The sequence below is a fragment of the Thioalkalivibrio sp. AKL6 genome, assembly GCF_000376905.1.
Taxonomy (GTDB): Bacteria; Pseudomonadota; Gammaproteobacteria; order Ectothiorhodospirales; family Ectothiorhodospiraceae; genus Thioalkalivibrio; species Thioalkalivibrio versutus.
Genome location: NZ_AQXS01000005.1, coordinates 1 through 27,000, shown reverse-complemented (window position 1 = coordinate 27,000; position 27,000 = coordinate 1). Strand labels below are relative to the sequence as shown.

23 protein-coding genes and 1 pseudogene are annotated in these 27,000 nt (G+C 67.3%); 18 read left to right on the top strand and 6 right to left on the bottom strand.

The genetic code is table 11. From position 1 onward, the window contains the following. The first annotated feature begins 217 nt into the window (after positions 1 to 217). The 5 genes and pseudogenes from D575_RS0100220 to D575_RS13570 all read left to right on the top strand — a co-directional run bounded on the left by D575_RS0100220 (position 218) and on the right by D575_RS13570 (position 8,428). Complete coding sequence (locus D575_RS0100220) at positions 218 to 1,243, top strand: efflux RND transporter periplasmic adaptor subunit (RefSeq protein ID WP_018143902.1); 1,026 nt, start codon at positions 218 to 220, stop codon at positions 1,241 to 1,243. Beyond that, positions 1,240 to 4,545 carry an efflux RND transporter permease subunit gene (locus tag D575_RS0100215; protein ID WP_018143901.1) on the top strand — a complete coding sequence of 1,102 codons (3,306 nt, stop codon included), beginning with the start codon at positions 1,240 to 1,242 and terminating at the stop codon, positions 4,543 to 4,545. The genes D575_RS0100220 and D575_RS0100215 overlap by 4 nt, the downstream gene beginning before the upstream one ends. Positions 4,546 to 4,668: 123 nt before the next feature. Continuing rightward, a complete protein-coding gene (locus D575_RS0100210) occupies positions 4,669 to 4,887 on the top strand; it encodes a hypothetical protein (RefSeq protein WP_018143900.1) in 219 nt (72 codons plus the stop codon). Between the two features lie 42 nt (positions 4,888 to 4,929). Continuing rightward, positions 4,930 to 5,136 carry a hypothetical protein gene (locus tag D575_RS0100205; protein WP_018143899.1) on the top strand — a complete coding sequence of 69 codons (207 nt, stop codon included), beginning with the start codon at positions 4,930 to 4,932 and terminating at the stop codon, positions 5,134 to 5,136. Between the two features lie 28 nt (positions 5,137 to 5,164). Further along, positions 5,165 to 8,428 (top strand): annotated as a pseudogene (locus D575_RS13570) (PAS domain-containing protein). Positions 8,429 to 8,474: 46 nt separating this feature from the next. Here the strand turns inward: D575_RS13570 and D575_RS0100195 are convergent. From D575_RS0100195 to D575_RS0100185, 3 genes are read right to left on the bottom strand one after another with little or no spacing between them, the layout of a single operon-like run. Then, positions 8,475 to 9,851: a nucleoside recognition domain-containing protein gene (locus tag D575_RS0100195; RefSeq protein ID WP_018143895.1), complete on the bottom strand. Its 1,377-nt coding sequence runs from the start codon at positions 9,849 to 9,851 to the stop codon at positions 8,475 to 8,477. Between the two features lie 19 nt (positions 9,852 to 9,870). Further along, positions 9,871 to 10,725, bottom strand: a complete 855-nt coding sequence (locus D575_RS0100190; RefSeq protein ID WP_018143894.1) for an SDR family NAD(P)-dependent oxidoreductase — start codon at positions 10,723 to 10,725, stop codon at positions 9,871 to 9,873. Between the two features lie 10 nt (positions 10,726 to 10,735). After that, entirely contained in the window at positions 10,736 to 11,113 is a 378-nt protein-coding gene (locus D575_RS0100185) for a DsrE family protein (protein ID WP_018143893.1), read from the bottom strand. A 395-nt stretch (positions 11,114 to 11,508) separates the two neighbouring features. Here D575_RS0100185 and D575_RS0100180 point away from each other — a divergent pair, with 395 nt between their 5' ends. From D575_RS0100180 to ruvA, 7 genes are all read left to right on the top strand, one after another. Then, complete coding sequence (locus tag D575_RS0100180; RefSeq protein ID WP_018143892.1) at positions 11,509 to 11,826, top strand: FmdB family zinc ribbon protein; 318 nt, start codon at positions 11,509 to 11,511, stop codon at positions 11,824 to 11,826. A 3-nt stretch (positions 11,827 to 11,829) separates the two neighbouring features. Beyond that, positions 11,830 to 12,480, top strand: coding sequence for a DUF502 domain-containing protein (locus D575_RS0100175; protein WP_018143891.1), 651 nt, complete (start codon positions 11,830 to 11,832; stop codon positions 12,478 to 12,480). A 101-nt stretch (positions 12,481 to 12,581) separates the two neighbouring features. Beyond that, a complete protein-coding gene (aspS, locus tag D575_RS0100170; protein WP_018143890.1) occupies positions 12,582 to 14,366 on the top strand; it encodes an aspartate--tRNA ligase in 1,785 nt (594 codons plus the stop codon). 21 nt (positions 14,367 to 14,387) lie between these two features. Next, the gene (locus D575_RS0100165) at positions 14,388 to 15,017 is read left to right on the top strand and encodes a triacylglycerol lipase (RefSeq protein ID WP_018143889.1); all 630 of its coding nucleotides are present in this window, start codon (positions 14,388 to 14,390) and stop codon (positions 15,015 to 15,017) included. A 401-nt stretch (positions 15,018 to 15,418) separates the two neighbouring features. After that, positions 15,419 to 16,159, top strand: coding sequence for a YebC/PmpR family DNA-binding transcriptional regulator (locus D575_RS0100160; protein ID WP_018143888.1), 741 nt, complete (start codon positions 15,419 to 15,421; stop codon positions 16,157 to 16,159). Positions 16,160 to 16,180: 21 nt separating this feature from the next. Further along, complete coding sequence (ruvC, locus tag D575_RS0100155) at positions 16,181 to 16,696, top strand: crossover junction endodeoxyribonuclease RuvC (RefSeq protein WP_026181986.1); 516 nt, start codon at positions 16,181 to 16,183, stop codon at positions 16,694 to 16,696. Continuing rightward, positions 16,693 to 17,301 carry a Holliday junction branch migration protein RuvA gene (ruvA, locus tag D575_RS0100150; protein ID WP_018143886.1) on the top strand — a complete coding sequence of 203 codons (609 nt, stop codon included), beginning with the start codon at positions 16,693 to 16,695 and terminating at the stop codon, positions 17,299 to 17,301. The genes ruvC and ruvA overlap by 4 nt, the downstream gene beginning before the upstream one ends. Before the next feature lie 226 nt (positions 17,302 to 17,527). Here ruvA and D575_RS0100145 read toward each other — a convergent pair whose 3' ends face one another. Next, positions 17,528 to 17,830, bottom strand: coding sequence for a cell division protein ZapA (locus D575_RS0100145; protein ID WP_018143885.1), 303 nt, complete (start codon positions 17,828 to 17,830; stop codon positions 17,528 to 17,530). Continuing rightward, entirely contained in the window at positions 17,827 to 18,054 is a 228-nt protein-coding gene (locus D575_RS0100140; RefSeq protein WP_018143884.1) for a hypothetical protein, read from the bottom strand. The genes D575_RS0100145 and D575_RS0100140 overlap by 4 nt, the downstream gene beginning before the upstream one ends. Positions 18,055 to 18,271: 217 nt before the next feature. Here D575_RS0100140 and D575_RS0100135 point away from each other — a divergent pair, with 217 nt between their 5' ends. The 6 genes from D575_RS0100135 to D575_RS0100110 all read left to right on the top strand — a co-directional run bounded on the left by D575_RS0100135 (position 18,272) and on the right by D575_RS0100110 (position 25,604). Next, a complete protein-coding gene (locus tag D575_RS0100135; protein ID WP_018168504.1) occupies positions 18,272 to 18,559 on the top strand; it encodes a hypothetical protein in 288 nt (95 codons plus the stop codon). Continuing rightward, positions 18,559 to 19,164 carry a UPF0149 family protein gene (locus D575_RS0100130; RefSeq protein ID WP_018143882.1) on the top strand — a complete coding sequence of 202 codons (606 nt, stop codon included), beginning with the start codon at positions 18,559 to 18,561 and terminating at the stop codon, positions 19,162 to 19,164. Before D575_RS0100135 ends, D575_RS0100130 begins: the two co-directional genes overlap by 1 nt. A 32-nt stretch (positions 19,165 to 19,196) precedes the next feature. Continuing rightward, positions 19,197 to 20,525 carry a Xaa-Pro aminopeptidase gene (gene pepP / locus D575_RS0100125; RefSeq protein WP_018143881.1) on the top strand — a complete coding sequence of 443 codons (1,329 nt, stop codon included), beginning with the start codon at positions 19,197 to 19,199 and terminating at the stop codon, positions 20,523 to 20,525. A gap of 427 nt (positions 20,526 to 20,952) precedes the next feature. After that, complete coding sequence (locus D575_RS0100120; protein ID WP_018143880.1) at positions 20,953 to 22,215, top strand: FAD-dependent monooxygenase; 1,263 nt, start codon at positions 20,953 to 20,955, stop codon at positions 22,213 to 22,215. Further along, positions 22,212 to 23,399, top strand: coding sequence for an FAD-dependent monooxygenase (locus D575_RS0100115; protein ID WP_018143879.1), 1,188 nt, complete (start codon positions 22,212 to 22,214; stop codon positions 23,397 to 23,399). Before D575_RS0100120 ends, D575_RS0100115 begins: the two co-directional genes overlap by 4 nt. 1,071 nt (positions 23,400 to 24,470) lie before the next feature. After that, complete coding sequence (locus tag D575_RS0100110; RefSeq protein WP_018143878.1) at positions 24,471 to 25,604, top strand: porin; 1,134 nt, start codon at positions 24,471 to 24,473, stop codon at positions 25,602 to 25,604. Positions 25,605 to 25,686: 82 nt separating this feature from the next. On the opposite strand, the gene D575_RS0100105 is transcribed toward D575_RS0100110, so the two are convergent. Continuing rightward, positions 25,687 to 26,907, bottom strand: a complete 1,221-nt coding sequence (locus D575_RS0100105) for an ISL3 family transposase (protein WP_018143877.1) — start codon at positions 26,905 to 26,907, stop codon at positions 25,687 to 25,689. Between the last annotated feature and the right edge of the window lie 93 nt (positions 26,908 to 27,000).

The window sequence follows — 27,000 nt, the reverse complement described above, 5'->3', positions numbered from 1 at the left end:
CGTCCCGGCGAGTCGCCGGGGTGGGTGAAACCCTTGTCAGGGTGGCTATACTCGCAGCGAGGGAGCGGACCGGTCGCGGGCGGATGCGCCCGGATTGCGTTCGGCATCAGGAAATAATAAATTAGAAAAAGCTAATATATGGGGCCGGGACGAGTGCGAGACGGCCCATCCCCGGCGACCTCACCAAGCAAGGAAAGACCCCATGACACGAACCCGGATGCGCCACACCCTGTGGGCCCTGCTGCTGTTGCCGTTTGCGGCCCAGGCGGAGCTACCGTTCGACACGGCCACCGCGGAACGCCAGACGATTGCCCAGGAACGTATCCTGGATGGCCGCGTCGAGGCGGTGCAGCGGTCCACGATCTCCGCCCAGACCTCCGGGCGCGTCCGCGAGCTCTACGTGGACGTGGATGACTTCGTCGAGGTCGACGAGCTCCTGGTGCGGGTCAGCGATACCGAGCAGCAGGCCCGTGTAAGCCAGGCGGAGGGGGATCTGGCCGACGCCCGCGCCCGCTTCAACGAGGCGCGTTCGGAGTTCGCCCGGATTGAGGATGTGTTCGAGCGGGGGGTGGTCTCGCGCTCCGAGTTCGACCGCGCCGAGGCCGCGCTGGGGTCGGCGCGTGCCCGCCTGCGCTCGGCCGAAGGCCGGGTCGAGGAGGCCCGCGAGCAGCTCGGCTACACCGAGGTGTATGCGCCGTATTCCGGGATCGTCACCGAGCGTCATGTCGAGGTCGGCGAGTCGGTCAGCCCGGGCTCACCGCTGTTGTCCGGGATCAGCCTGGATCAGTTGCGCGTTGCCGTGGATGTGCCGCAGCGCTTGATCCACAACGTGCGCGAGCGGCGCAGTGCCGAGGTCCTGCTGAACGGGGACCGGGTGGCGGCCGAGAGTCTGACTATCTTCCCCTATGCCGATCCGGCCAGCTCCACCTTCCGGATTCGCGTGAACCTGCCGGAGCAGCAGGATCTCGGCCTGTTCCCCGGCATGTTCGTGAAGACCGCTTTCGTGGTGGAGGACGTTGAACGCCTGCTGGTGCCGGTGGAGGCCGTGGTCTATCGCAGCGAGGTTATCGCCGTGTACGTCGTCGATGAGGACGATCGGGTCGCGTTCCGCCAGGTGCGGGTCGGGCGCCAGCATGACGGCATGATCGAGATCCTCGGCGGTCTGGACGACGATGAACGCGTGGCGCTGGATCCGGTGCATGCGCAGATCTATCTGAAGGAACATCAGCAGGTGAACCGATGAGCGATGCCGGCACGGAGGGGGCGTCCGAGCGCATGGGGATCTCCGGGCGCATTGCCAAGGCCTTCCTGACTACCCAGATCACCCCGCTGCTGGCCCTGATCGGTCTGCTGCTGGGGTTGTTCGCGATCCTGGTCACGCCGCGCGAGGAAGAGCCGCAGATCAACGTGACCATGGCCGATGTGTTCATCCCGTTCCCGGGGGCGAGCGCGCAGGAGGTGGCCCAGCTGGTGGCCACGCCGGCCGAACAGGTGCTCTCGGAGATCGAGGGCATCGACGACATCTATTCCGTCTCGCGCCCGAACATGGCGCAGATCACCATCCAGTTCGAGGTCGGCGAGGATCGCACCGCGGCCCTGGTGCGCCTGTACAACCAGGTGTTCTCCAACCAGGACTGGCTGCCGCCGGGTCTGGGGGTCGGCGAGCCGATCATCAAGCCGATGGGGATCGACGATGTGCCGATCGTCAACGTGACCCTGTGGACCGAGGACCCCGAGCGCGGCGGGCACGACCTGCTGCGCGTGGCGCACGGCATCGAGGCCGAGCTCAAGCGCGTACCGGGCACCCGCGACATCTACACCGTCGGTGGGCCCGATCACGTGGTGCATGTGCGCTTCAAGCCGGAGACCCTGGCGGCCCACAACCTGTCGGTGGACGACCTGCGCGACAGCCTGCAGGCCTCGAACTTCTCGCGTGACGCCGGGCAGCTGTACCACGACGACGAGGAAATCCTGGTCCAAGCCGGCGACTTTATTACCGAACCCGAGGCCTTCGCCAGCCTGGTGGTCGGGATGCACGAGGATCGCCCGGTCTACCTCTCGGATGTTGCCGAGGTGGTACAGGGTCCGGCCTATGCCACCGAACACGTGCGCTTTGCCCATGGCGCGGCCGCGGGGGATCGCGCGCGCCTGGGCGAGAGCCATCCGGCGGTCACGGTGGCCATTGCCAAACAGCCGGGGACCAACGCCCCGGATATCGCCGATGCCCTGGTCGAGCGGCTGGAGCAGTTGCGCGGGACCTACATCCCGGACGGCATCGAGACGACCATTACCCGCAATTACGGACAGACCGCGGACGACAAGGCCAACACGCTGATCCAGAAGCTGATTCTGGCAACCGCCTCGGTCGTCATCCTGGTGTGGATCGCGCTTGGCTGGCGCGAGGCGTTTATCGTTGGCGTGGCGGTGGTGATCACCCTGGCGATCACGCTGTTCGCCTCCTGGGCCTACGGCTTCACGCTCAACCGCGTGTCGCTGTTCGCGCTGATCTTCTCCATCGGGATACTGGTGGATGACGCCATCGTCGTGGTCGAGAACATCCACCGGCACATGGCCAAGGGCGGCAAGAAGTTCATCGAGGCGATTCCGCTTGCGGTGGACGAGGTGGGCGGACCGACGATTCTCGCGACCTTTGCGGTGATCGCCGCGCTGCTGCCGATGGCCTTCGTGACCGGGCTGATGGGCCCGTACATGAGTCCGATTCCGATCAACGCCTCGATGGGGATGATCATCTCGCTGGCGGTGGCCTACGTGGTCACGCCCTGGCTGACCTACAAGGTCCTGCGCCGCCAGGCCGAGAAGCATGAACATGCCGCGCCGGCCAGTGGTGGTCATGGCGCGGAGGGCGAGAGCGCCTCGGCCGGGCTGATGAAGATCTTCAACACCCTGCTGCTGCCCTTCCTTGGTACTGGCGGACGCAAGAAGACCGCTCGCCTCGCGCTGTGGTTGGGCACCCTGGTGCTGATCCTGGCCTCGGTGTCGCTGGCGTACTTCCAGCTGGTGGTCATGAAGATGCTGCCGTTCGACGACAAGTCGGAGTTCCAGGTGGTACTGGACATGCCGGAAGGCACCAGCCTGGAGCGCACCTCCCGCGTGCTGGCGGAGATGGGCGACTACCTGAAGACGGTCCCCGAGGTGCACAACGTGCAGACCTACGCGGGCACCGCGGCGCCGATCAACTTCAACGGCCTGGTGCGTCAGTACTACCTGCGCGAGGGTTCGCACGTCGGCGACATTCAGGTGAACCTGGTCGGCTCGTACGAGCGCGATCGCAAGAGCCACGCGGTGGCCCTGGGCGTGCGCGAGGCGATCAACGCGATCGCCGATCGGCATGGCGCGGCGGTCAAGGTGGTCGAGGTTCCACCGGGTCCGCCGGTGATGTCGCCGATCGTCGCCGAGATCTACGGCCCGGACTATGACGGCCAGATCGAGATCGCCCGGCAGGTGCGCGAGCGCTTCGAGAACACCGGCGACATCACCGACATCGATGATTCGGTCGAGTATCCGGGGCAGAAGAAGATTCTGCAGGTCGACCGCGAACGGGCCGCGCGCCTGGGGGTGTCACAGCAGGCGGTGGTGCAGGCGATCTCGACCTCGCTGTCGGGCGAGGACGTGACGTATCTCTACGGCTCCAACGTGAAATATGCGGTCCCCGTGCGGCTGGAGTTCGATCAGGCCGAGAAGGGCAGCCTGGACCCGGTGCTCGGGCTCAAGGTGCGCTCGCGCGACGGCACGCTGGTGCCGCTGTCCGAGGTGGTCAACGTGGTCGACTCGAGCCTCGAGCACTCCATCCACCACAAGAACCTGCTGCCGGTGGTCTACGTGATGGGTGATCTGGCCGGTGGGCTGGATAGCCCGCTGTACGGCATGTTCGACATGTTCTTCGGCCTGCGCGACCAGCCCATGGCCTACGACGAGCCGCTGGAGCAGCTGTTCATCAGTCAGCCGGACAATCCCTACAACTTCTCGCTGAAGTGGGACGGCGAGTGGCAGGTGACCTACGAGACCTTCCGCGACATGGGGATCGCCTACTCGGTGGGGCTGCTCCTGATCTACCTGCTGGTGGTGGCGCAGTTCCGCTCGTACATGGTGCCGTTGATCATCATGGCGCCGATCCCGCTGACCGTGATCGGGGTGATGCCGGGGCATGCCTTCATGGATGCCTTCTTCATGGACGCCAAGTTCACCGCAACCTCGATGATCGGGATGATCGCGCTGGCCGGGATCATCGTGCGCAACTCCATCCTGCTGGTGGACTTCATCAACGAGGAGATTCGCCGCGGCGTGGATGTGATCGAGGCGGTGGTGCACGCCGGCGCGGTGCGCGCCAAGCCAATCGTGCTGACCGGCCTGGCGGCGATGGTTGGGGCCGGGTTTATTCTCGACGACCCGATCTTCTCCGGCCTGGCGATCTCGCTGATCTTCGGCGTGTTCGTCTCCACGCTGCTGACGCTGGTGATCATCCCGGTGCTGTACTACCTGTATGTGCGCACCCGGGTCGACCTGATCCGCGCCCAAGCGGTGTAGGCCATACCGGTCATTGCGCGGAGCCCTCGGCTCCTCGCAATGACGTGGCCGGAGTCCGGCGTTTTCGCAGCCGGTGTGCGAGCGGCTACAATCGACCCCATTCAACCGAACAGGAGTCGCTCGATGGATGTCGAGATGGGAGAGAACGGGCTGAATGTCCTCGGAATCAGCCGTGAGCAGTGCGCCACCCTGGTCGAGGTGCTGAAAGCCAGCGAGGACCAGCGCTTCATGGAGGACCCCGAACTGCGCAAGCTGTTCAAGCTGCTGGCCGTACTGCAGAGCGATCTGTGGGACGACATGACCGCCGGGGAATTCGACTTTACCCCCTACAAGAAACAGTAGCGTTCACTGGCGTCGTTCAAGGCGCCTGTACCGGAGCCGTCCATGCCCGACAATGATTCCCGCCGGCCGTCCAATTTCGTGATCGGCAATATCTTCCTTGGTGCTGCCGCCATCATGCTGTTTTTCTTCGTGACGCTCTGGGAGGTCCTCGGGGTGTTCGCGCTGCTCATGTGGATGGGTCTGGCCGCCATCGGGGTCTACTTCATCGTGAAGGACAAGGACATCAATCCGGGCGGTCCCCCGAACTGATCCGTTGCATTCGTTACAACCGACGGCCGTGAAGCCGGCCCCGGCATCGCCGGGGCTGGCACGGTTGCGGGGCGAGTTTCTCGAATCCCTGGCACAGCGGGTCGCGGAACTGGAGCGGCTGTCCCGGGCCCTCGACGGTTCGGCGCAGGATGGCGACCGGCTGACCACGCTGTACCGCGAGGCCCAGGCCCTGGCGCAGGCCCGCGTGCAGCCGCTGGGCGGCTGCACGGCCCGATCGCGGGTACGGCTGATCGACGACGGTGGCGAGGTCGGTCACGAATGATGCGACAGACGGCGGCCTCGAGCCGTATCTGACGGGCGTTGGTCTGGGCGTGGCCACCGCGTCGGACCCGGAGGCGCTCCGGCGGCAGCTGGAGGAAACCCGAGTGGACGTGGTGGTCCTCGATCTGCAGAGGTTGGCAGAGCCGGTGGAATCCTTTGTCGCGCTGCTGCGAACCCGGGATACCGGGGGTGTGGTCCCGTTGCTGCTGTTGACCGAGGATCCGGGTCGGGTCAACCACCTGATGACCCTGCACCCGGGGGTCGCCGGAGTGTTCCTGAAGCCGGTGGAACCGGCCCGTGTTGCGGCGGCGATCACCGCGCGGGCGCGCCAGATGCGCCAGATTGACGGGGTCAGCCAGTCCTATCGCGATGCGCTCTACGAGCGCGAGCGCGAGCACGTGGCGGTCAACGAGCACGCCTTGGTCAGCATCGCCGATGTCGCCGGCAACATCATCTACGCCAACGAGCGGTTCTCGCGGGTGAGCGGCTACGCCGTGTCCGAGCTGATGGGGCGCAACCACCGCATTCTCAAGTCCGGGCAACATCCGCCGGAGTTCTACGCCGACTTGTGGGAGACCATTGCCGCCGGCCAAATCTGGCGGGGCGAGGTGTGCAACCGGGCGCGCAGTGGATCGCTGTACTGGGTGGAGACCACCATCGTCCCGTATCTCGGAAGCAACGGCCGTCCCTACCAGTACGTGTCGATTCGCACCGAGATCACCCACGTGAAGCATCAGGAGCACCGCCTGCGCTCCAGCCAGATCTTCGCCAACATGGGGACCTGGGAGTGGGCGCCGAACCGCGAGGCGCTGGGCTGGTCGGAGCGCATCCCGCCGCTTCTGGGCTGTCCCGAGGGCGGGCTGGAGCCGACGGTCTCCAATTTCTTGGACGCCGTGCATCCCGATGATCGCGCCCGGGTACGCACCGCCATCGCCAGCAGTCTGCGCCGCGGTTCCTACCTCGAGCTGGAACACCGGGTGATCTGGCCGGACGGGTCGGAACACTGGCTGCTGGAACGCGGCGACGTGGTGCGCGGCCAGGACGGCGAGATTCTGTACATGCTGGGCGTGATGCAGGACATCACCAAGCGCAAGAATTCCGAGCTGGCGCTGTCCGACCTGTCCACCCGCCTGCTGGAGTCGCAACGGCTCGCGCGTATCGGCAACTGGGAGATGGATGCGCTGGATGGGCGGATCACCTGGTCCCGGGTGCTCCGCGAGATCTTCGAGCTGGATGCCGAAGACGCGCCGCTCGAACGTGACGACTACCTGAACCTGGTTCACCCGGAGGACCGCCATCAGGTCGAGAGCTTCCTGGCTGGCGTCGGCGAGAGTCGGCACCACGAGATCAACCACCGGGTGGAGCTGCCCGGCGGACGCATCCGCTTTGTCCACATGATCGCGAGCGGACGCTTCGATAGCGACGGCCGATTGACGCACGTCGGCGGAAGCTTGCAGGACATCACCGAGCTGCACCAGGCGCAGGAACACCTGGCGTTGTTCCAGCGCATCTTCGAAGCCTCCGAACAGGGGATCGAGGTGGTGGATCGCGAAGGCCGCTTCGTCTACGTCAATCTGGCTGCTCTGGAGATGCTGGGCTACCGTTCGGAGGAGTTGCTGGGCCGGGATTTCCACGAGCTGGGGATCATCCCGGCGGAGAACAAAAAGGAGGAGCAAGAGATCGACCAGGTGCTGGCCGAGGGCGGGGCCTGGACGGGCAAGCTGCCCCAGCGCTGTGCCAACGGGGCCGTGTTTATTACGGCCAGCACTATCGGCGTGGTGCGCGATGCCCGCGGGGAGCCGCAATACGGCTTCAACATCTTCAGTGATTTTACCGACGAATTGCGCCGTCGCTCGGAGCTCCATCGGGCCCGCGAGACGGCCGAGGCGGCCAACCGCGCCAAATCCGACTTCCTTTCCAACATGAGCCACGAACTGCGCACGCCGATGAATGCCGTTCTCGGCTTTGCCCAGTTGCTGGAGAGCGATCCGGCGCTGGATGGACACCAGCGTGGCCACCTGGAGGAGATCACGCGCGCGGGCCGGCACCTGCTGGACCTGATCAACGAGATCCTGGATCTTGCCCGAATCGAGGCCGGTCGCATGCGGGTCGAGCCGGAACCGGTGGCGCCGGGGCCCGTCCTGGAGGAGTGTCTGTCCCTGCTGGAGCCCATGGCACGCGAGTGTCGCGTGGAGCTTGAGCCGGACGCCCTGCCGACCGTGATGCTGCAGGCCGATCCGCGGCGGCTAAAGCAGGTGCTCCTGAACCTGCTCTCCAATGCGATCAAGTACAACCGGCCCGGCGAAAGTGTGCGTGTGAGTGGCGAGGTGGGGGAGGCCGATGTGCGGATCGCTGTACGTGACAGCGGGTCGGGCCTGACCGAGGAACAGTGCCGGCGGTTGTTCCAGCCGTTCGAACGGCTGGCGGCGGAGGAGCAAGGGGTCGAGGGCAGCGGTGTCGGGCTTGCGGTTACCCGCAATCTGGTGGACCTGATGGGGGGCGAGATCGGGGTCGACAGCGTGCCGGGGGAGGGCAGTACCTTCTGGTTCCGTCTGCCCCGGGCCCGTGACCGGATGCCGTCCGGCACCGGGGACGATGCGGCACTGCCCGGCGGCTCCGGCGCGCCGGGCAGTGCCGCGTGCTCTGCATTGAGGACCACGATGCCAACCAGCGTCTGATGCGCGAGATGCTCAAACAGCAGGGCGCGGCCGACTGCCGCATGGCGGAATCGACCGCCGAGGGACTCGACATGGCCCTGCGGGATCCGCCCGAGCTGATCCTGCTGGACCTGAACCTGCCGGTGATGGATGGGTTTCAGGTGCTGCGCGCGTTGCGGGCCGAGCCGGAGCTGGCCGCGATCCCGGTGATTGCGGTGACCGCCGATGCAACGGATGCCACGCGCCAGCGGGCCGAACAGGCCGGTTTCAACGACCTGTTGACCAAGCCGATCGGTGCGAATGACCTCCTGCGGGCGCTGGATCACTGCCGCGCGAGTCGCCCGGACGGCTGACCCCGCGAGGGGGTGCGTCGCGCACGCCTTCGTCGCGCACGCCGTCCTACAGGAAGAGGAAGCCGACGATTGCCACCGCCGCGATCACCGCGACGGCATCCGCGGTCAGCGCGGCGGCCAGGGTGTGGCGCACGCGCTTGATGCCGATGGCGCCGAAGTACACGGCGAGCACGTAGAAGGTGGTCTCGGTCGAGCCCTGCAGGGTCGAGACCAGGATGCCGACATGCGTGTCCGGCCCGGTGGTCGGATCCTGCATGATGCCGGCCATGATGCCGTAGGCGCCGGAGCCGGACAGCGGGCGCAGCAGCGCCATCGGCAGCGCCTCGGCCGGCAAGCCGAACGGTGTGGTCAACGGCCCGACCAGCCCGACAAACATCCCCAGTGCCCCGCTCTCGCGCAGCATGCCCACCGCGACCAGGATTGCGACCAGGTAGGGGATGATGCGCAGCGCGACATTGAAGCCCTCCTTGGCGCCCTCGACGAATACCTCGTAGACCGGCACGCCGCGGATCACGCCGTAGGACAGGAAACCGACCACCAGCCCCGGGATGATCCACGGCGCGATCGCCTGGCCGTAGAGGATGGTCAGCGGGATGATGCCCAGCACTGCGGCGAGCACGGTCAGCGAGACCCAGGCGGGGTAACCCTCGGTGGGGACCTCGATGTTCATCGGTTGCTGGTTGGCCGTGTCCGCTGTCGGGTCGGCGTCCTGGGTGGGCTCGGCGGTCGCCTCCCGGCCGGCCTCGCGCATTGTGTCGTCCAGCTCGCTCGCGCCATCCGCGGACGTCTGGCCCGGATCAATGCTGCGAGTCGCCGGTGGTGGCAGGAAGTAGCGCTGCAGGATCAGCGCGCTGGCGATGCCGGCCATGGTCGCGAACAGGGTCGCGAACAGCGTGGTCGGCAGGATCGCGGCCGGGGCCTCGGAACCCAGCGAGGCGCGCAGGGCGATCACGCCGGTGGGCAGCAGCGTGATGCTGGAGGTGTTGATCGCCAGGAACAGCGCCATCGCGTTGGTCGCGGTGCCCGGGTGCGGGTTGAGCTTCTCCAGCTCCTGCATCGCGCGGATGCCGAACGGCGTGGCGGCGTTGCCAAGACCTAGGATGTTCGCGGAGAAATTCAGAATCATCGCGCCCATCGCCGGGTGTTCGGGCGGCACCGACGGGAACAGGCGCACCATCAGTGGCCGCAGCAGCCGGGCCAGCACGGTCAGCAGGCCACCGGCCTCGGCGATCTTCATCAGGCCCAGGAACAGGGCCATCACCCCGACCAGCCCTAGCGCCAGCTCCACGGCGGAACCGGCGGCCTCGATGGCGCCCTCGGAGAGGGCCTGCATCGGTTGCTCGTCGGGATCGGTAGAGCGGATCTCGCGGATCGCGGCCGTGGCCACGGCGATCACGATCAGGGCGAGAAAGATCAGGTTCATGCGGTACCGTGCGCCACGGTCAGCGGTTCTCCCCGCGTGATACACCGCGCAGCACGGCATCCATCGCGCGGGCCGGCAGCAGCCACTTGAGGAAGGCGAACAGCCGGGTGGGGAAAGTCACGTGATAGCGCACCCGCGGGCGGCGGGCCTCCAGGGCGTGCACGACACAGCGCGCGACGGCCTCGGGCCCCAGCGTGAACGGTGCATCGGCCTCGGCGTTCGCCATGCGGGCCTCGGCGGCGCGGTAGGTCTCCTGCCAGGGGCCGTGTTCGCGCTGGACGTGGTAGCGAAAGGCCTTCAGCGCGTTGGCGCGGAACGCGCTGCGGATCGGCCCCGGCTCGATCAGGGCGACATGGATGCCGGTGCCGTGCAGTTCCTGGCGCAGGGTGTCGCTCATGCCCTCGATCGCGAACTTGGAGGTCACGTAGGCCCCGCGCAGGCGCAGGGCGACCAGGCCCAGGACCGAGCTGTTCTGGATGATGCGGCCCTCGCCGGCGCGGCGCATGGCGGGCAGGACGGCGTTGGTCAGTTCCAGCCAACCGAGGACGTTGGTCTCCAGCTGCGCGCGCAGCGTGGCGCGGTTCAGATCCTCCACCGCACCGGGCTGGCCGTAGGCACCGTTGTTGAACAGGGCGTAGAGGTGGCCATCGGTCCGGTGCAGGATCTCGGTGACCGCGCTGTGGATGCTGGCGGAGTCGTCCAGGTCCAGCTGCAAGGCCTCGAAGCCGTCCTTCTTCAGCCGGGCGACGTCCTCGCCGCGCCGGGCGGTGGCGAACACGCGGTAGCCGCGATCACGCAGTACGCGCGCGGTACAGGCCCCGATGCCGCTGGAGCAGCCGGTGATCAGGACGGCGCGGGAAGAGGTCTCGCTCACCGCGGCGCGCTCAGTAGGTCAGGGTGGCGACGCCGTCCTCGACGACCTCGCCGATGAAGGCACCGCCGCCGCGCATCCCGTCCAGTTCCGGCACGGCGTTGTCCAGCGTCAGGCCGTTCTCGCTCATCGCTCCGGCGCAGGCGTAGAAGGCGCAGCCGGCCTCGTGGGCGTCCTGCATGAAGCTGTAGACGGACTTCTCCCTGGCCTCGCCGGGGTAGATGGTCTCCGCCACGCCCTGACGCAGCAGGCGTGTGGTGCCGGCGGCGAAGTAGATCTCCACCTCGAGATCCATCGCGGCGGCGACGGTGGCCTGGAAGAAGGGCGCCCCCAGCGTGCCAGGGCGGTCCAGGTCCAGGTTCAGCAGCATGATCACGATCTTTTCGGCCATGACAGGTCCTTGCGCGGTCGTATCGTCGAGTTGGGGGTGAATGATCCGCGCTGCGGCCGTTGGGCGCAAACCCCAGCGCGGATTGGCCGGGAGACATCACGGGAGACATCAAGAGACGCCCCCCGCTGTCGTCCTCCCGGACGCCGCGTAGCGGTGATCCGGGATCGCTCCGGTCGGGACTGCCACGGCGCTGGAGATCCCGGTTCTGCGTAGACCGTCGGCCGGGATGCCATTGATGGCGTGCAAGGCGAGCCGGCTGCTTGCGTGTGCCTGGGAAATACCGTTCGGGATCAGCAAAACGGTTCGTCGGAAGCGTAGGCCTTTCATTCCCCGAAAACGGCCGCATAATACGCTTCAACCCGTGTTTTCGCGGATGCATTCCGAGGATTCCAGTCATGCCCATTTACGAATACCAGTGCAAGGATTGCGGCGAGGTCTCCGAGATCCTGCAGAAGATCTCCGATCCGCCGGCCACCATTTGCCCGGAGTGTGGTGCCGAGGCCCTGACCAAGCAGGTGTCCGCGGCCGGCTTCCGTCTGGCCGGCGGCGGCTGGTACGAGACCGACTTCAAGAAGGACGGCAAGCGCAACCTGAAAGAGGGCAGCAGCTCGGCCACCAGTTCCAGCGGCAGTAGCTCAACGAAGTCGGATGCCTCCGGAAAGTCCGCATCTTCCGGTAGCGCCAAGACCGGTACCGCCGCGACCGGCACCTGATCAATGCTGGTCTCCCTGCGCCGCTACCTGATTGCAGGGCTTCTGGTCTGGCTGCCGCTGATCGTCACCGGCTTTGTCATCAAGTTGCTGGTCGACCTGCTGGACTTCACCATCCTCCTTCTGCCGCCGCCCTGGCGGCCGGAGGCGATTCTCGGCTTCTCCATCCCGGGTGCCGGCATCGTACTGGCGGTGGTGGTGGTGTTCGTGACCGGGGTGGTGGTGGCCAATATCGTTGGGCGCAAGCTGGTGTCGGTGGGCGAATCGATCGTCCGCCGCATCCCGCTGGTCAGTTCGATCTACGGCGCCGTCAAACAGGTCACCGAGACCGTGCTGTCCGATGGTGGACAGGCGTTTCGCAAGGTGATGTTGATCGAGTACCCGCGCCGCGGCCTCTGGTCCGTGGGGTTCATGACCGGTGTCGCCGTCGGCGAGGTGCAGGACCGCACCGAGCGTGACGTCATCACCGTTTTCGTCCCGACCACGCCCAATCCCACCTCCGGCTTCGTGATCATGGTCCCGCGCGAGGAAGCCATCGAACTGGACATGACGGTGGAGGATGGTCTCAAGTTCGTGATGTCCATGGGGGTCGTGACACCGATGAGAAGCCCTGAAGAAGCGCCGGCGCCGGTTGCGCAGGGGCAGGGCAAATCGTAAGATTTCCGGCCTTTTCGCGGGTGCGAACGCCATGTTCGTCCCGTTTTCCCGACTCACCGTGCAGGCCCCTGGCGGGCGTGCCCTTCGGCTGGAACAGCGCAATGCGAACTCATCTGTGTGGACGTGTCACCGAGAACGAACTCGACTCGGAGGTGACCCTTTGCGGCTGGGTGAACCGCCGACGGGACCACGGGGGGGTAATTTTCGTCGACCTGCGCGACCATGCGGGCCTGGTCCAGGTGGTGTTTGACCCTGACCGCGAGGAGGTCTTCGCGCGCGCCGAGCAGCTGCGTACCGAGTACGTGATCCGCATGACCGGCCGCGTGCGCCGGCGCCCCGAGGGCACCGAGAATCCCGACCTGCCCACCGGCGCCGTGGAGATCCTCGGGCTCGAGCTGGAGGTCCTGAACGCCGCCAAGACCCCGCCGTTCCCGCTGGACGACGAAGACGTCGGCGAAGACACCCGCCTGCGCTACCGCTACATGGATCTGCGCCGCCCGTTGATGCAGCAGCGCCTGCGCCTGCGCGCGCAGGTCTCCGCGGCCATGCGCCGCTTCCTCGAGGAGCGCGAGTTCCTCGACCTCGAGACCCCGATGCTGACCAAGGCCACGCCGGAAGGCGCGCGTGACTACCTGGTGCCCAGCCGCACGCATCCGGGCAGCTTCTTCGCCCTGCCGCAGTCGCCGCAGCTGTTCAAGCAGCTGCTGATGATGTCCGGCATGGACCGCTACTACCAGATCACCCGCTGCTTCCGTGACGAGGACCTGCGCGCCGATCGCCAGCCGGAGTTCACCCAGCTGGATATGGAGATGGCGTTCGTCGACGAGGCGGATGTGATGGAGGTGACCGAGGGCCTGATTCGCCACCTGTTCCGCGAGGTCCAGGGCGTCGAGTTGCCGGATCCGTTCCCGCGCATGGCCTATGCCGAGGCGATGGCCCGCTTTGGCTCCGACAAGCCGGATCTGCGCATCCCGCTGGAGTTCACCGAGCTGACCGAGGTGATGCAGGCGGTGGAGTTCAAGGTCTTCAACGGCCCGGCGAACGACCCGGAGGGTCGCGTGGCCGCCCTGCGCGTCCCGGGCGGTGCCAAGCTCACGCGCAAGGAGATCGACGTCTACACCGAGTACGTCGGCCGCTACGGCGCGAAGGGCCTGGCCTACATCAAGGTCAACGACCCGGCCGATCTCGCGGGCGGGTTGCAGTCGCCCATCCTCAAGTTCCTGCCGGAGGACGTGACCCGGAAGATCCTGGAGAAGACCGCGGCCGCCGCCGGCGACCTGATCTTCTTCGGCGCGGACAAGGCCTCGGTGGTCAACGAGGCGATCGGCGCCCTGCGCGTGAAGATCGGCCACGACCTGGAGCTGGTCGAGGAAGGCTGGCAGCCGCTGTGGGTGGTCGACTTCCCGATGTTCGAGTACGACGATCAGGACAAGCGCCTGTATGCCCTGCATCACCCGTTCACCGCCCCGGCGGTGGACAGTCCGGAGGCGCTGCGCGCCAACCCGCGCGAGGCGCTGTCCCGCGCCTACGACATGGTGCTCAACGGCACCGAGGTCGGCGGTGGCTCGATCCGTATCCATAACCCCGAGATGCAGCAGGCCGCGTTCGAGGCCCTGGGCATCGGTGAGGAAGAGGCGCGCGAGAAGTTCGGCTTCCTGCTGGATGCCCTGAACTTCGGTGCCCCGCCGCACGGCGGCCTGGCCTTTGGCCTCGACCGCCTGGTGATGCTGATGAGCGGCGCCCACTCGATCCGCGACGTGATGGCCTTCCCCAAGACCCAGACCGCCGCCTGCCTGCTGACCGATGCCCCGGCCCCGGTCGGCGAGAAGCAGCTGCGCGAGCTGGGTATCCGTCTGCGTCCCAGCGCCACGCAACAGGCCGAGTAACCGCTTGTCCGGCCGAACACCATGACCGGCATGCGCAGCAGTGTGGTCATGGTCCATGGCTGGCACATGCCGGGCCTGGAGATGGCCCTGCTGGGCCGCCGTCTGCGCGCGGCCGGCCACGAGGTTCACGGGTTCCGCTATGCCTCGCGCCGGCAAACGCCGGAGCAGGCCGCGCGCGCCCTGGCTGCGTTTCTCGAGGATGTCCCCGGCGACCTCGTGCACCTGGTTGCCCATAGCCTGGGCGGCGTGATCGTGCGCCACCTGTTCGAGGTCGCGCCCGTGCAGCGCCCTGGGCGTATCGTGATGCTGGGTTCGCCGCTGCAGGGCAGCCGTGTGGCCGCGCGCCTCGCGCAGAACCGACTTGGCCGCTGGTGGCTGGGCGCCGCCCTGGACCGTGGCCTGCTCGGCGGCAGTCCCGTCCTGCGCGGTCGCGACGTCGGCATGATCGCCGGCAGTAAGCCGTTCGGGCCGGGGCCCTGGGTCGCGCCGCTACCGGATCCGCACGATGGCACGGTCGCGGTGGACGAGACTCGCGGCCCGGAGGTCTCGCGCCACCTCACCATGCCGGTCTCCCACTTCGGCATGCTGGTCAACCGTCTCCTGGTCCAGGAGACCCTCCATTTCCTGGAAACGGGCGAGTTCCTCCCATAACCCCAGCCTGCTCGACCCCACCGCCGCCCCCGTCATTGCGAGGAGCAGAGCGACGAAGCAATCTCCGTCCGGAACCACCGGATCGTGACTCCAGCGCTCTGCCAGCGTGAGGAGATTGCCACGGCCCCTTCGGGGCCTCGCAATGACGGGGCTTGTGCGGTTGGTGACGCGCTGCGCGTCCTTCTTCGGGCCGGCCTGCGGCCGTTCAAGGCAGCTTCGCTGCTTTTGTGCTTCGTCGCTGCGCTCCTCGCAATGACGGGGGAGGGAAGAGGCGGTGTGGGTGAGTACTGCGCAGGCATCCGTGATTACCGCCGCGCCAGCGATTAGACTGTGCGGGTCCTGCGGCTCGGTGGAATCCCGGGGCCGCTGCAACCGAACCCAATCCAAGGAGTCGTGACCGAATGGCAGGCCACAGCAAGTGGGCGAACATCCAGCATCGCAAGAATGCCCAGGACGCCAAGCGCGGAAAACTCTTCACCAAGCTGATCCGCGAGATCACCGTGGCTGCGCGCCAGGGCGGCTCGGACCCGGAGACCAACCCGCGCCTGCGCCTGGCGATCGACAAGGCGCTGGGCGCCAACATGACCCGCGACACCATCGAGCGCGCGGCCAAGCGCGGGGCGGGCGAGAGCGACGGCGACAACGTCGAGGAGATCCGCTACGAGGGCTACGGTCCGGGCGGCGCGGCCATCCTGGTCGACTGCATGACCGACAATCGTAACCGCACGGTCGCCGAGGTGCGCCACGCCTTCTCCAAGATGGGCGGCAACCTGGGGACCGACGGCTCGGTCGCCTATCTGTTCCAGAACAAGGGCGTGATCCGCTTCGCCCCCGGGCTGGACGACGAGGTGGTGATGGAGGCCGCGCTGGAGGGCGGGGCCGAAGACGTCCAGGTCGAGGATGACGGTTCCATCGAGGTCATCACCGAACCCGATACCTATCAGGACGTCCGCGCCGCGCTGGCGGAACGCGAACTCCAGCCGGAAGATGCCGAGGTCACCTGGCGCCCGGAGACGCTCGCGCCACTGGACGCGGAGACCGCCGAGTCGATCCTCAAGCTGCTTGACATGCTCGACGACCTGGATGACGTGCAGAACGTCTTCACCAATGCCGACTTTCCCGACGAGGTCAGCGGTGACTGATCCGGCCGCCGCGTGACCGGCGTGCGCATCCTCGGGATCGACCCCGGTTCCCGGATCACCGGCTTCGCGGTCGTCGAGTATGATCGCAGCCGCGGCCGCTCCTGCGGGCACGGTGTGATCCGGCCCAAGGCCAAGGGTTTCCCCGAGCGCCTGGGCGAGATCTTCGCCGGCGTGGTCGAGGTGATCGATGAACTGAAGCCCGACGTGCTGGCCATCGAATCGGTGTTCGTCGCGCGCAATGCCCAGTCTGCGATCAAGCTGGGACATGCCCGGGGCGCGGCCATCTGCGCCGCCACCCAGGCCGGCCTTGCGGTACACGAATACGCCCCGCGTGCGATCAAGCTGGCCGTGGTCGGCATCGGCGGGGCGGACAAGGAACAGGTCCAGCACATGATGCAGCAACTTCTACGCCTGGCCGAACCGGCCAGCAGCGATGCCGCCGACGCCCTGGCCGTCGCGCTTTGCCACGCTCACACCCAGCAGCACGAGGCGCGCCTGGCGGCCGCCACCTCCGGCTCGATCGGGGGCCGTCCATGATCGCGCGGCTGGAAGGCCGGCTGATTAGCCGGGAGGTCAATGGCGTCGTGATCGACGCCGGCGGGGTTGGCTACGAGGTTGACGTCCCTTTGTCCACGCTGGCGGCCCTGCCGGAGCCGGGCGAGACCGTCGTGCTGGCCACCCATCTGGTCGTGCGCGAGGATGCCCACCAGCTGTTCGGCTTCCTGAACAAGCGCGATCGCGACCTGTTCCGGCGTCTGATCCGTGTGAACGGCATCGGCGCGAAGCTGGCGCTTGCCATGCTTTCTACCTACGCCGGCGACGAGCTGGCGGGCCTGATCAGCGGCGGCGATGTCACCGGCCTGGCCAAGGTGCCGGGTATCGGCAAGCGTACCGCCGAGCGCATCGTGCTGGAACTGGGCGAACGCCTTGCCGAGATGGGCTTTGTCGGCACGCCCGCCGGGGGAGCGGGCGGCAGCGAACCGACGCCCGCCGCCGCGATGGAAGCCGAGGCCCTGGCCGCGCTGGAGTCGTTGGGCTATCAACGCGCCAGCGCCGAGAAGATGGTCGCGGCAGTGCGCGACCAGGCGGATTCGGTGGAGACCCTGGTACGCCTGGCCCTCCGCGCCACCGTCAAGCGCTAACGTACACCAAGCCGCGCGGCTCCCTGGCTGCCGTTTGAGGTGTCGTCCGCCCTGGGGCATGTCTCGCTCAGTAGAGGCTGGCCCTGGTTCGTCCTTCGGTGTTTACGGTGGCAGGCGGCGGACCGAGGGCACGTAAACACCGGAGGACGAACCAGGGCCAGCCATCAGGCTGTACCCGGGTCTTGGCAATGCAGGGAAGAAAGACGGCGGGACGCCGCCAAACGCGTTAGCGCGACGAGCCGAGGCTTTTCTCGATGCGGTCAGCGAGGGCGACCAGGCGTTCCGAGCTTCCGGAGGTGTCCGCGCCGGCCTTCTGCTGCCGGCACTCCAGCATCTCGTGCGCCAGGTTGAGCGCCACCATCACCGCGATGCGCTCGGCGCCCACGATGCGCCCGCCATCGCGCAACTCGCGCATGCGCTCGTCGATCAGCGACGCCGAGGCAAACAGGTCGGCGCGTTCCTCCGGTGGGCAGGCGATCTGGTACTCCTTGCCCATGATGGAGACGCGGACAGGTTCGGACTGGCTCATTCGCTGTGCTCCATCGAGCGCAGGCGCGCGATCATGTTCTCGACCCGGTGGCGCGCCTGTTCGTTGCGTTCCTTGAAGGCCGCGCGTTCGCCCTTGAGCTGACGGATCTGCTCCTGCAGCAGGTGGTTCTCCTCGCGCAGGGCCGCATGCTCTTCCAGAAGGCGTGCGATCGCGGCCTCCAGGCGTTCGGTCGGGTCGATCGCGGAATCGTCGTTCGGCTGCATGGCCTCGGGCCCCGGGTGGCAGGTGCGGCTTTCGCCGCGAGTCGATTAATCTCTGGAGTCTAGGAGGCGTTCGAGCGAAGCGTCAACTTGCGTGACTCACAGGGAGACGCCGGTCAATGTACGCGTTCGTGCACCAGGCATTCCGGGGTTTGTTGCGGCCTGGCACCCGCGCTGGCCACAATACGTGCAATCCCCTAGCCATCAAGTGTTGTCGCCCATGACCCAGCCACCCGAACCCGGCCCCGACGCTACCGTGATCGAGGGTACGGCCCATAACGGAAAGCCGTGCCGGATTGTCGACAATACGGGCACTGTGCCGCGTCCGGAGCTGGAGCAGCTGTTGAACGCCTTGATCGAGGACAAGCGCTTCGGTCTCAACATGCTGTCCTCCACCGGCTCCAGCGCGATCAAGCTGGGCGAGCCGCAGTTCACCCATCTGCAGGTGGGGGACGATCTCTACCGCTTCCTGCTGTTCCCCTACGAAGCGCGGCTGGAGTCCTTCTGATGACGCATTCACCGGGCACCGGAAACGCCAAGTCCCTGGACGGCCTGGAGCGCGACCCCGAGGCCCTGCGCGAGCAGCTCGAACACGGGCTGCGCAGCATGGGCTATGCGCAGACGCCGGCCTCGGCCCACGGGCTGTTCACCGGATGCCTGGTAGCCGATCCGGGTTCCTCTGTGGAGGCCCTGGAGCTGAGCCTGGGCGAGGCGCTGCCACTGACCGAAGGCGCAGGAGAGCGCTTCGACAAGACCGTGGAGGCGATCCGCCGCGCGCTGCTGGCGCAGCTCTACGACGTGGAGCTGGGTTTCGGTCCGCTGTTGCCGGAGGACGACGCCATCGAGGCCCAGGCTCAGGCCCTGTCGGAGTGGGTGGACGGCTTCATCGCCGGGCTGGGGCAGACGCCGCGGCTGGCCAAGCTCAAGCCCTCGGCCGAGGCTAGCGAGATCCTGCGCGACTTCGCCGAGATTGCTCGCATCGAGCTGGAGCCGGACGATGACGAGGACAACGCGGCGGCCTTCGAAGAACTCAACGAATACGTGCGCGTGGGCGTGCTGCTGATTGCCGACGAGCTGGCCCCGGACGACCCGAAACGGATCCCGATGCAATGACGCGAACGCGACAAGCCCCCCGGCCGGGCCGGATGCCGGAGATCCCGCAGGGCGAGTTTGCCCGGCGCCGCCAGCGGTTGATGCGGGCGATCGGGCCGGACTCGATCATCGTCGTTCCGGCCGCCCACGAGCGCACCCGCAACCGGGACGTCGAATATCCGTTCCGTCAGGACAGCGACTTCCTCTACCTGACCGGCTTTCCCGAGGCGGATGCGGTGGCGGTGCTGGTGCCGGGGCGCCCGGCGGGCGAGTACATCCTGTTCTGCCGCGACCGCGACCCCACCCAGGAGACCTGGCAAGGGCGGCGCGCGGGGCCGGACGGCGCGATGGAGACGTACGGGGCCGAGTGCGCCTTCCCGATCGAGGATATCGACGAGATCCTGCCGGGGCTGATGGAGAACCGCGCGGTGCTGGCCGCGCCGTTCGGACGCGACGAGCCCCTGGACCAGCGCCTGTTCAGCTGGGTCAACCAGGTCCGGGCCAAGGCCCGCAACGGCGTGCGCGCGCCGCACGAGTTCGTTGCGGTGGAGCACCACCTGCACGAGCAGCGGCTGTTCAAGAAGGCACCGGAGCTGAAGCTGATGCGCCACGCCGCGGCCATCTCCACCCAGGCGCATGTGCGCGCGATGCAGGCCTGCCGGCCGGGCCTGACCGAGTTCGCGGTGGAGGCGGAACTGCTGCACGAGTTCCACCGCTACGGGACCGAGACCGCGTACCCCTCCATCGTCGGGGGCGGCGAGAACGGCTGCATCCTGCACTACATCGAGAACCGCGCCGAGCTGAACGCGGGTGACCTGCTCCTGATCGACGCCGGCTGTGAGGTACAGGGCTACGCCTCCGACATCACCCGCACCTTTCCCGTCTCCGGGCGCTTCGGCGAGCGCCAGCGCGAGGTCTACGAGTGCGTGCTGGCCGCCCAGCTCGCCGCGATCGAGCAGGTCCGCCCCGGCAACGACTGGGACACCCCGCATGTAACCGCCGTACGCGAGTTGACCCGCGGGCTCAAGGAGCTGGGCGTGCTCAAGGGCCGCCTGGACAAGCTGATCCGCGACCAGGCCTACCGTCCGTTCTACATGCACCGCACCGGCCACTGGCTGGGGCTGGACGTACACGACGTCGGCGACTATCGCGTCGGCGACGCCTGGCGCCAGCTCGAGCCCGGCATGGTGATGACCGTGGAGCCCGGGCTCTACTTCGGGCCCTACAGCGAGGCACCGAAGGAGCTGCGCGGTATCGGCGTACGCATCGAGGACGACGTGGCCGTCACCCGCGACGGCCACGAGGTCCTGACCGCGCACTGCCCCAAGACCGTCGCCGACATCGAGGCCTGCATGGCCGGCGACCTCCCGGGCTGGAACTGACCATGCCCGCCTGCCATCACCCAGTGCCGGACCAGCCCCCAGTGGGAGCGGGCCTGCCCAGAACCGTAGGGTGCGTTGAGCTCTGCGAAACGCACCGGCCATCGCGGGATCACGCACTTCGTGATGCGATTCGCTGCGCTCATCAGCATCCTACGAATCGACATCACGTGATGGGTGGTACCGGTCTTGCGGGAGCGGGCATGCATGGGAAAGGGGAGCGGACAACGCACCACCGGCCGCCCAGAACCGTAGGGTGCGTTGAGCTTTGTGAAACGCACCGCTCACCCCGGGGCCGCGCGCCCGATGATGCGATTCGCTGCGCTCATTGGCATCCTGCGTATCGGCATCCTGCGATGGGTGGTGCAGGTCTTGTGGGAGCGGGCTTGCCCGCGAAAGCGGCGTCGGGGCTACCCGCCCGGGGTGTGGTATGACGACGAACACCTGCGATATCGCCATCGTTGGCGGCGGGCCGGTGGGTGGCCTCGCCGCCTGCACCCTGGCGCGGGCGGGCTACGCGGTCACGCTGTTCGAGCGGGGCGCGCCGCCCGCACCGGACGCGCACGCACACGACACCCGCGGCTATGCGCTGGCGGCCGGCTCCGTGCAGTTCCTGGACGATCTGGGCTACTGGGCGCCGCTGGCCGAACGGGCGACCGCGATCCGCTCCATTGTCGTCAGCCGCCGCGGCGGGCTGGGCCGCGTCCACCTGAACGCAGCCGATCAGGGCCGCCACGCCCTCGGCCAGGTGGTGCCGGCCGTCGCGCTGGAGCCGATGCTGGATGCGGCCTGTCGCGCCGCCGACGTGGACGTGCGCCACCAGTCGACGCTGGCGGGCGTGGGCAAGGTGACGGACGGCCAACGCGAACTGCGCATCGACGGCGCCGAAGGCGAGAGCACTTGGGCGGCGCGCTTGATCCTGGCCGCCGACGGCATCCAGTCACCCACCCGCAAGGCCCTGGGTCTTGCGGTAAACCGCCTGCGTTATGCGGCGGATGCCCTGGTCTTCGATGTCCTGCCTGCGCGGCCGCACAACGGCCAGGCCTTCGAACGCTTTACCGACGAAGGCCCGCTGGCGCTGCTGCCGCAGGCGGATGGGCGGATGAACGTGGTCTGGGTGGCCCCGCCGGAGGTCTGCGAGCGCCGCCTGGAACTGGACGAGGCCGAACGCCTGCGCGAGCTGCAGGCCCGCTTCGGCTGGACCCTGGGGCGGCTGCGCCCGGCGGGCCGCGTGGTGCGCTTCCCGCTGGAGCGGGTGCATGCCCCGGAGCCGGTCGCGGACCGCGCGCTGCTGCTGGGCAATGCCGCGCACGCGGTGCACCCGGTGGCGGGGCAGGGGTTGAATCTTGCCCTGCGCGATGTGGCGACCCTGCTGGGGGCGCTGCGCGAGGGGCGCGGGCAGGGCGGGGCGCCCGGCTTTGTCGCCGACCCCGGCGCACCCGCAACCCTTGCCGCCTATGCCCGGGCCCGGCGCGGTGACGTGAACGGCGTGGTGGCCGCGACCGACTTCCTTGCCCGCGGCATGCTGCACGCGGCGGGCCTGCGCGGGCATGCGCTGGGCGGCGGGATGATGGCGGTCGACCGCCTGCGCCCAGCGCGCGATCGCCTGGCACAGGCGGCCATGGGCCTGGGCCCGCTGCCGCGCCATACCGCGCGCCATCTCGCGCGGCCGGACGCAGGGGGCGGGGCATGAGCGCGTCCGGTTCCCGCGACGTGCTGGACCTGCTGGTGGTGGGCGCCGGTGCGGTTGGTGGTGCCATCGCGCTGGGCGCGGCCCGCCAGGGCCTGCGTGTCGGGCTGCTGGAGCGCGCTGTCGCGCCCACCTTCAGCGACGCGACCCCGGTGACGCGCGTCGCCACGCTCAACATCGCCTCCATGGAGTTCCTGGCCCGTCTGGGGGTGCAGGACGCCCTCGAGGCGCGCCGCGCCCATGCCTTCTCCGGCATGGCCGTATGGGATGGCCACGGCCCCGGGCATATCCGCTTTGATGCCGACGAGCTGGGGGTGCCGGCGCTCGGCTGGACCGTGGAGCACGCCGCCCTGGAGGCCGTGCTGTGGACCGAGCTGGAGGCCGCCGGCGTGGCCTTGTGGCCGGAAACGGAATGGAAGAGCCTCGACACCCGCCCGGATCGGGTGGATCTCTACGGCCCGCAACATGCGCCGCTGGCCTCCGCCCGTCTGGTGGTCGCGGCCGATGGCACGCAATCGCCCCTGCGCACCCGCATGGGTATCCCGGTGCGCGAACAGGACTATCACGCCCGCGGCGTGGTCGCGACCGTGACCACCGAGCGCCCGCACGAGGACACCGCCTGGCAGCGCTTCGTCGACGACCAGATCATCGCCTTCCTGCCGCTGGCGGACGGGCGTAGCTCCATCGTCTGGTCCCAGCCCGAACACCAGGCCGACGAGACGCTGGCGCTGGACGATGCCGGCTTCTGCCGGGCCCTGGAGGCGGTGATCGACCACCGACTGGGGGCGATCACCGCCACATCGAAGCGCGCCAGCTTCCCGTTGGTAGCCCGCCACGCCCGCGACTACCACGCCGGCCGCGTGGCCCTGGCCGGGGATGCCGCCCACACCATCCATCCGCTGGCCGGGCAGGGCCTGAACCTCGGGCTGGCCGACGCCCGCGCCCTGGTCGAGCGCCTGCACGGCCCCGCCCGCCGCGACCCGGGCGCCGAGACCGTCCTGCGCGCCTACACCCGCGACCGCCGCAGCGAGAACGCCTTCATGCAACGCGCCATGGACGGCTTCCGCCTGATCTTCGGCACCCACGCCGCCGGCCTCCCGGAACTGCGCGGCCTCGGCATCCGCCTGGTCGATCAGGTCACCCCCCTCAAGCGCCGTCTTGCCCTGCGCGCCTTCGGCCTCGATTAAGGCGACCCAGGCTGTTCGGCCCGGGGTGATGCGATTCGCTTCGCTCAGCACATCCTACGAGTGCTTTAAACCGCAGTCCGAGCCGGGATCGGGTGCGGCAGCGCTCGCTGGACCCTGTGCATGGCGGGCCGTGGTATCCCGTAGGATGCGCTGAGCGCAGCGAACCGCATCATGGCCTCGGGAACCCCTCCTCATCGATCCCTGGCACGCTGCCATGTCCCCGCGACGCCGCCCATCCGCCACGCCCGCTCACCCCGACCGTTCGTCGAACCCCCGGCATACCGCCCACACGTCCACCCCACCCGTCATCGGCCGGAGCGAAGCGCAGGGCCGGGACCTCAAGGGATTGGGGCTCCCCGAACGTGCGAGATCCCGGATAACCGCTGCGCGGTTTCCGGGATGACGGCGGCGGGTGGCCGAGGTCTTGTTCGAAGAGAGCCCGAGACGAGTCCTGCACACCGTCATCCCGGCCGCAGCGAAGCGAAGAGCCGGGATCTCCGGCTTACACCCCGACAGACCCTTTCTAGGCCTGCCGGGGTTAAACATACAAGCGGCCTCGGCCGCGAAGCCCCTGCCAAAGCATGATCAGCGCAAACGTGTCGACTCCCGGCCACACTTCCACAGCCCAAGGACATGTCGCGTTTCCACAACACACCCTCCTCGCCATCAACAGAAAACGACCTCGTTGCAAAAAAACAACGGGCGTTGCATCGCATTGACCTGCCTTGCGAGCGTTGCAAAACCCCCGCACGAAGCAAATCCAGAAAAAATAAGAAAAACCTGATCCAGCTGCCCGTTCGCCCGCCCCCACGAAAGTAAGCCGATCCTAATGCGCCCTCCGATTCAGCAAGTTGCCAGATATCCCGCACCTTTCTGTAGCCTGTTTCCGCAAGTGTTTGATCTTCCAAAATCCACCGTGCGTCACGTTCAGCGCCCAACTGTGGCAATTTTTTCTCGCCCAGGGGTTGAAACGAGACACCGTGGTGTATATAAAACACCTGTCATTCGCGGCATCGACCGTGGATGCGGCGTAAGAAACGAACAACACACCTCTCCTGGGAGATACGCACCATGAAAAAACAGATTCTTGCCGTCGCCGTTGCCGGCGCCTTCGCAGTCCCGGCCTTCGCCGCCGCCGACTCCGACGTCACCCTGTTCGGCCAGCTGCAGACGCAGGTCGTCTACAACTCCGGTGGCAGCAGCGACTTCGACAACGGCTTCAGCATGTACGACGCTGGCGGTGCTGGCTGGGTTACCGATGGCAACGGCCCGAACCGTCTGGGCGTGATGATCAACCACGACCTAGGTAATGGCCTGACCGCTCTCGCCAAGCTCGAGCAGGACGCCCAGACCACCAGCGGCCTGAATTCCGGTGCGCGTGACGTCTACGTTGGCCTCGATGGCAACTTTGGTCGTGTCACGATGGGCCGCATGGGTCTCCCGTACAACACCGCCGGCAAGGACCCGCTGAACGGTACCTTCATGCAGGCTCGCCAGGCTGTCCGTCTGGGTACTGCCGATGCGGGCGTTGGCTTTACCGGTGAAACCGATAATAACGGCAATCCGATCCGTACTGGTGGCATCGGCGGCCTGGGTAACGGCTCGTACGAAGATCGCGTGATCAACTATGGCAACAGCTTCGGGATGGTCGGGCTGCAGCTCGCGGTCGCCCAGAACAACGGCAACGGTAGCGGCGAGCAGGCCATTTCCGGTCGCCTGAACTTCGATCTCGGTGCCGTGGACCTGTACGTTGCGCACACCAATGCCGATGACTATCGCTATGATGATGCTGATTTCCAGGCCAGCAAGATTGGCGCCGACTGGAAGTCCGGTCCGTTCCGTGTGGTGGGCGAGATCGAATCCTACAAGTTCGAAGATGCGCTCGGTAACGTGGAACGTGACGCCACCGGTGGCTTTGTCTCCGGCGTGTACACCATGGGTCGCAACGACTTCGTGCTGACCCTGGGCCACACCCGCAACTCCTCGACCGACTATCAGGTTAATGGCGAGGACTTGGACGGCAACACCGACTTTGTCGCCCTGGGCGTCAAGCACAACTTCAGCAACCGCGTGATGGCGTTTGCCGGTGTCTCCTACGCCGACCACGACGACAACATCCCGTTTGCCCGTGCCGAAGGTGGCGCTGTTAACGCCGCTGGCAATTCCTACACCGGCGTCGGTGGTGGCCTGCGGGTGTCCTTCTAAGGGCAGCCACTGCTACCAAGCGGTATAACAACAAGTTTTTAGCTTGTTTTGCGGGGCCCCCAGGGGCCCCGTTTTTTATGGTTCATCGAGCATTACCGGGGAAGGCGGCGCGGATTTTGAGGAAGAAGTAGTCCTGGTCGCGGTAGCCATAGGCCCGACGCTTGATGACCTTGATCGTGTTGTTAATGCCCTCGACGACGCTGGTGTTCAGCCGGTGGCGGCAGCGCGAGACGATGCCGGGCAGGTAGGGCTCCAGCAGGCGTGCGAAGCGCTGCAGGGCTTGGATTCCGCTGTCGCGGGCTTGCTGCACCCATTGCCGCCACGCCTGGTACGTCCGCTCGGGGCTGCGCTGGAACCACAGTCGCTTGAGTTCGTCGCGTAAGAGGTAGACCGTCAGTAACGCTTGGTTGGCCTGCAGCAGCTCGTCCAGGCGCACCGCCTGGCCAGCATTCAACGACGTCCTGTTGCGCAACAGCAGCCAGCGGCTGGACTTGATCACGCGTCGGGCCTGTCGGTCGTCGCCCAGGCGCTTCGCCTCATCGACCCGCACCCGGTCGATCACCTCGCGCCCGTACTTGGCCACCACATGGAACAGGTCGTAGACGATCTCGGCCCGGGGGCACTGCGCCCGGATCTCGAGCTCAAAGGCCGTGGTCATGTCGATCGCCACCGCCTCGATGCGCTCGCACACGCCTTCGGGGAGCTGCTCGAAGAAGGCCCGCGCCGTCTCGCGCGAGCGGCCTTCGCCGACCCACAACACCTGGCGCCGGATCGGCTCGATTACCACGGTCGCGTAGCGGTGGCCCTTGTGCAGGGCGAACTCGTCCATCGCCAGATAGCGGATCGATGCCCAGTCCGGCTCCGGCAGCGCCGCCGCCAGGCGATGCCGGTCCACCGTCTTCACGGTGTGCCAGCCCAGGCCATAGAATGCGGCCACGGCCTGGATACTGGCTGAACGCAACAACTGACTGCAGGCATCCGCCAACCGGTTGGTCAGCCGCTGATAGCGCCCCAGCCAGCTCAGACGTTCCAACTGGGGACCGCCGCAGTGCTCGCACCACACCCGGCGACGCGGCACTACCAACACCACCCGATATTCGAACAGGGGAAGATCCCGCACCCGCCGTACCGTCGTCTCGTGCACCTGCCGGGTCCGATGACCGCAGCGCTCGCAGTGCATCCATTGCCGCGTCGGCTTCAGGTGCAACTCCAGCGTGCCGCCGGCCTCCTCCGGCCAAACCGCACGCTCCAGCCGATAGCCTTCCCAGCCCCCCAGCTTCTGCAACGTCTTCTTGTCCAGCATCGCTCTCTCCCGCGTCCTTCCTGGCTCCACGCGAGACTACGATGCCCTTCAGCGCACGAACACCTCCCCGGTATCCTTCGATGAACCTTTTTT

Bases quoted from the DNA above. Each gene is read 5' to 3' on its own strand.
- D575_RS0100220 (WP_018143902.1), top strand. From the start codon at position 218: ATGCGCCACACCCTGTGGGCCCTGCTGCTGTTGCCGTTTGCGGCCCAG.
- D575_RS0100195 (WP_018143895.1), bottom strand. From the start codon at position 9,851: ATGAACCTGATCTTTCTCGCCCTGATCGTGATCGCCGTGGCCACGGCC.
- D575_RS0100175 (WP_018143891.1), top strand. From the start codon at position 11,830: ATGCTGGTCTCCCTGCGCCGCTACCTGATTGCAGGGCTTCTGGTCTGG.
- D575_RS0100145 (WP_018143885.1), bottom strand. From the start codon at position 17,830: ATGAGCCAGTCCGAACCTGTCCGCGTCTCCATCATGGGCAAGGAGTAC.
- D575_RS0100165 (WP_018143889.1), top strand. From the start codon at position 14,388: ATGACCGGCATGCGCAGCAGTGTGGTCATGGTCCATGGCTGGCACATG.
- D575_RS0100205 (WP_018143899.1), top strand. From the start codon at position 4,930: ATGCCCGACAATGATTCCCGCCGGCCGTCCAATTTCGTGATCGGCAAT.
- aspS (WP_018143890.1), top strand. From the start codon at position 12,582: ATGCGAACTCATCTGTGTGGACGTGTCACCGAGAACGAACTCGACTCG.
- D575_RS0100215 (WP_018143901.1), top strand. From the start codon at position 1,240: ATGAGCGATGCCGGCACGGAGGGGGCGTCCGAGCGCATGGGGATCTCC.
- D575_RS0100140 (WP_018143884.1), bottom strand. From the start codon at position 18,054: ATGCAGCCGAACGACGATTCCGCGATCGACCCGACCGAACGCCTGGAG.
- D575_RS0100135 (WP_018168504.1), top strand. From the start codon at position 18,272: ATGACCCAGCCACCCGAACCCGGCCCCGACGCTACCGTGATCGAGGGT.
- D575_RS0100160 (WP_018143888.1), top strand. From the start codon at position 15,419: ATGGCAGGCCACAGCAAGTGGGCGAACATCCAGCATCGCAAGAATGCC.
- D575_RS0100105 (WP_018143877.1), bottom strand. From the start codon at position 26,907: ATGCTGGACAAGAAGACGTTGCAGAAGCTGGGGGGCTGGGAAGGCTAT.
- D575_RS0100110 (WP_018143878.1), top strand. From the start codon at position 24,471: ATGAAAAAACAGATTCTTGCCGTCGCCGTTGCCGGCGCCTTCGCAGTC.
- D575_RS0100210 (WP_018143900.1), top strand. From the start codon at position 4,669: ATGGATGTCGAGATGGGAGAGAACGGGCTGAATGTCCTCGGAATCAGC.
- pepP (WP_018143881.1), top strand. From the start codon at position 19,197: ATGCCGGAGATCCCGCAGGGCGAGTTTGCCCGGCGCCGCCAGCGGTTG.
- D575_RS0100180 (WP_018143892.1), top strand. From the start codon at position 11,509: ATGCCCATTTACGAATACCAGTGCAAGGATTGCGGCGAGGTCTCCGAG.
- D575_RS0100130 (WP_018143882.1), top strand. From the start codon at position 18,559: ATGACGCATTCACCGGGCACCGGAAACGCCAAGTCCCTGGACGGCCTG.
- D575_RS0100185 (WP_018143893.1), bottom strand. From the start codon at position 11,113: ATGGCCGAAAAGATCGTGATCATGCTGCTGAACCTGGACCTGGACCGC.
- ruvA (WP_018143886.1), top strand. From the start codon at position 16,693: ATGATCGCGCGGCTGGAAGGCCGGCTGATTAGCCGGGAGGTCAATGGC.
- D575_RS0100115 (WP_018143879.1), top strand. From the start codon at position 22,212: ATGAGCGCGTCCGGTTCCCGCGACGTGCTGGACCTGCTGGTGGTGGGC.
- D575_RS0100120 (WP_018143880.1), top strand. From the start codon at position 20,953: ATGACGACGAACACCTGCGATATCGCCATCGTTGGCGGCGGGCCGGTG.